This window comes from Vibrio sp. 1874 (genome assembly GCF_033344395.1).
Lineage (GTDB): Bacteria > Pseudomonadota > Gammaproteobacteria > Enterobacterales > Vibrionaceae > Vibrio > Vibrio alginolyticus.
Genome location: NZ_JAWPOR010000040.1, coordinates 293 through 3,770, shown reverse-complemented (window position 1 = coordinate 3,770; position 3,478 = coordinate 293). Strand labels below are relative to the sequence as shown.

4 protein-coding genes are annotated in these 3,478 nt (G+C 40.8%); 1 reads left to right on the top strand and 3 read right to left on the bottom strand.

Annotated features, from left to right (window positions below; translation table 11 throughout):
* Positions 1-414 precede the first annotated feature (414 nt).
* The 3 genes from R8N46_RS24205 to R8N46_RS24195 form a co-directional block, all read right to left on the bottom strand.
* On the bottom strand, positions 415-807 hold the full coding sequence (locus tag R8N46_RS24205) for a hypothetical protein (protein ID WP_000884724.1): 393 nt from the start codon (positions 805-807) through the stop codon (positions 415-417).
* Between the two features lie 155 nt (positions 808-962).
* Entirely contained in the window at positions 963-1,436 is a 474-nt protein-coding gene (gene dfrA31 / locus R8N46_RS24200; RefSeq protein WP_000703246.1) for a trimethoprim-resistant dihydrofolate reductase DfrA31, read from the bottom strand.
* A gap of 162 nt (positions 1,437-1,598) precedes the next feature.
* Positions 1,599-2,255, bottom strand: coding sequence for a quinolone resistance pentapeptide repeat protein QnrVC5 (locus R8N46_RS24195; RefSeq protein WP_000361705.1), 657 nt, complete (start codon positions 2,253-2,255; stop codon positions 1,599-1,601).
* 634 nt (positions 2,256-2,889) lie between these two features.
* On the opposite strand from R8N46_RS24195, the gene R8N46_RS24190 reads away from it, so the two are divergent.
* A partial coding sequence (locus R8N46_RS24190; RefSeq protein WP_318189672.1) for a replication initiation protein occupies positions 2,890-3,478 on the top strand: 589 nt, incomplete at its 3' end.

The following is a 3,478-nucleotide window of genomic DNA, read 5'->3' as shown; positions in this document are numbered from 1 at the left end:
GCGGATCAAATTATTGCATGGTGCGACAAGCAGCTTGCCAATAAAAATGACAAAAACGCCCCTTAGAGGGCGTTTTTTGTTTTAAATAAACCTGCTGATTTTTGCCCTGTAAATCGCCTGAAAAGCGTCACAAACTTTCAGACCGATTTCTGGGTCAGTAGGGCATAGTAAGTGCTTAAAAACGTGCCTAGAGCCTCTGATGGCGTTCTAAGGGCTGTTTTTGATAGCTAACTCGCCCGTTTAACATAATAGGAATAATAGACACCGATTTTGAGTGTGGCTCAGGCATAAATTTGGATTCTGATTAATGTATACATCTTCAAGTGGTTCTATGAAATTGGTATACATTAATCAATAGGGGGAGGTGATTTTCGTTACAGAGTCACGCGTTGCGAATCACTCTTAAATGCTTTGTTAGAGCACTTTGCTCTGTGTCACCAAGTCAAAAGCTTCGTTAACTTTTTTCCCAAGCGAAATCTGTTTGATTCCTGCAGGAACATGTAAGAACAGTGGAAAAATAGCCCAAAAAAAGAATAGCCCAATAACAACAAACAACCATCCACCTACTACTTGGGCATCATACTTACCAAATACTCCCTTTGTGTGGTTATTGTAAGCATAGGCAATAAACTTACCTGTTTTTGAGTCCCGCTCGCCGACAACAGTAACTTCATCATTACGATTAATAACCCAAGCATCAGATACTTGAAGTTCGATTACACAATTATTTTCACTTAATTCAAACTGTACCTTGGTTTTAGTGACCGCTTTGAAATTAATAACCTTACCAACTAATTTATCTAACATTATTTTGTTAACTCTATGTTACTTTACTAGGAGTGCTCTAACGCCCTGTTAAGGGGTGAGCAACGCAATACCGAAGCTTCCGCATACCGCCTTAACCACTAAAACCAACGCATAGTAAAAATGCCACGCGTTGTGAATCCCTCTTAAACAGTTTGTTAGCCCTTTGCCCAAATTTGGTACGTGTAATCAATATTTGAACTGAAACTTTGCTCAAATGTTTGTTTGAAACTCTGTGGAACTGAAGGGAAAAACACGTCGCCAGAGATGTGCTTATGAATCACTGAAAGATGGATAACATCTGCTTGTTCGATTAATGCTTTGTAAATTTCACCACCACCAGAAACAAAGACATGTGTTGTCGTATTGTCTAAGTAAGATAATGCCGATTCAATGCTGGTGAAATAAATAACATCTGGATCATTCGAGACCATTTCTGAGCGAGTAACCACAGCATATTTCCTATTGGGAAGTTTACCCATTGAGTCGAAAGTTTTACGACCGACTAAAAGCCAATGATTGTAAGTCATAGCTTTGAACAGGAGCTGCTCACCTTGTACATGCCAAGGTATATCCAATCCAGAGCCAATTACTCCATTCTCAGAAACTGCTGCCATAATGGATATTTTCATTTTTCCTCCTGAGGGCTAACGCCCGCCTAAGGGGCTGGCAACGCATAACAACTAAACTCAAACACAACAACTGCAACCACAGCGGCTCATTGGGACTGGAAACGCCACGCGTTGACAGTCCCTCTTGAGGCGTTTGTTATGTGTGTGTTCAAACCATCAAATTTAGTCAGGAACTACTATTAAACCTAATTGCTCTAAAAGTTGTTCTTGCTGCCACGAACAGATTTTTACACCTGTAAGGTCAACTTTCCGAGGGTCTAAACCATACAACTCCGAGTGGCTCAAATCACAACCTTGCAACCTACACTGGCTCCAACACCCTTCAGAAAATACTCCCCGACTTAAATCAGACTCTTTAAATGATGCACCACTCAGATTTGCGCCAATCCATCTATTCTCAAACAAATCACACTTTTCGATACACTGCCTTTCAAAGTTGGCGTATGAAAGATTACAACCTGTTATATAAGCTGAACAAAAATACATTCTGTTCGATACCTGATTCATGAAGCTAGCTTGAGAAAAATTGGCACCCTTTAAATCGCATTCTCTGAACTCGATACCAAAACAATTTGCACCTTTGAAATACGACATTGAAAGACTGCAGTTTTTAAAAGATGCATCTCTAAGATCCGAGTAAGAAAAATCACACCCCTCTAATTCACCTCGTTCAATGAAAGAACAATCTACAAATTGTGTATCGCGGAGGTTCGCTCGTTTAAAGGAACAGCAGAAAAATTTGCAATTTTTAAAATACTGACCACTCATGTCTTGATGTGAAAAGTCTGCTTGTACATATAACTGGTCTGTTTTATCCATTTTCTAGCCCTCTTTCTATTTGAGTCGAAGACTAACATTTACCAACCAGTTCTCAAGAAAAATAAACACCTTAAAAACAGCAACTTACAACCACTTAAAATCGCAAAAATAAGGCGCCAAATTGACGCTCTAAGGCACCGTTTTTTAATTCACCCATGCCGCATGGCTAGAAAAAAGTTTTGATTAATCATGGCGCTTGCAAGAAAAACACATAACGCTTTCTATACGGCGAAAAGCCGTATTTCTACTCAGATCTAAGCTCATTTAATCTTTCATGGTCAACATAAATTCAAAGACTTAAAGATAAATTCGGCATGTTAGGTGGTAACATGTCGCTTAATGTGAAGAGTGGGATTTAACGTAATGTCACTTTGTGCGAAGTGCAGTGTTTCGGTAGAACAATGATTCTCGAAAGGTCGCTATAGCGGCCTTTTTTGTGCCTGAAAGCAAGAAAAGCGAAGGGAAATTGCGAAGTAAGGTATTGAGGAGTAAGATTAACTCTAGATAAAACAAAGCCCCGAAACTCATTCAAACTTGGCGGAATGGAGAGTTATCAGGGCTAAAGCTTAAGGTAATTTTAACACATGGAAAGACAAAGACAATCCACACGTAACCGCCATAAGTGCAGTTATGTGTGAAAGCTAAACAATCAAACGCATTTCAACTCGATCTAATCGAGACGCTTCCTCATAAGCCGTATTGCACCGATGAACTCGGTGTCACTTACATACGCCCAAAAAGTACAGCGATTAAGAAAAAATATCTGCAAGTGAACCAACCGAAGTTGGTCACTTACCTTGTCTTTGATATTGATCGACAAGGCGGTGTGTTGGCTTGGTACGACAACGATCTTCCCACACCATATTGGACTTCAAAGAACCCAGAGAACGCACACGCACACATTGCGTATCGCTTGAAAGTTCCATTCTGTACGTCTGATATCGCGCATAGTGAACCTATTCGCTACGCAGCTGCGATTGAATCCGCGATGATTGAGCGTCTGAAAGCGGATCGTGGATTCGCAGGACTACTGACGAAAAATCCACTGCACCCACATTGGCAAAATGAGTTTTGGACAGAGTACGAGTACACACTCGATGAACTGGCGGAATACCTCGATCTGAAAGGCCACCCGTTACGTGGTAGCGAAACGTCTGGTCTTGGCCGTAACTGTGAGTTGTTCGATAACACTCGTCAGTGGGCATATAGAGCGAGTCGGGAAT

What these genes read in the sequence shown, in the direction of transcription:
- R8N46_RS24205 (WP_000884724.1), bottom strand. Translation starts at nt 807, where the DNA reads ATGTTAGATAAATTAGTTGGTAAGGTTATTAATTTCAAAGCGGTCACT.
- R8N46_RS24195 (WP_000361705.1), bottom strand. Translation starts at nt 2,255, where the DNA reads ATGGATAAAACAGACCAGTTATATGTACAAGCAGACTTTTCACATCAA.
- dfrA31 (WP_000703246.1), bottom strand. Translation starts at nt 1,436, where the DNA reads ATGAAAATATCCATTATGGCAGCAGTTTCTGAGAATGGAGTAATTGGC.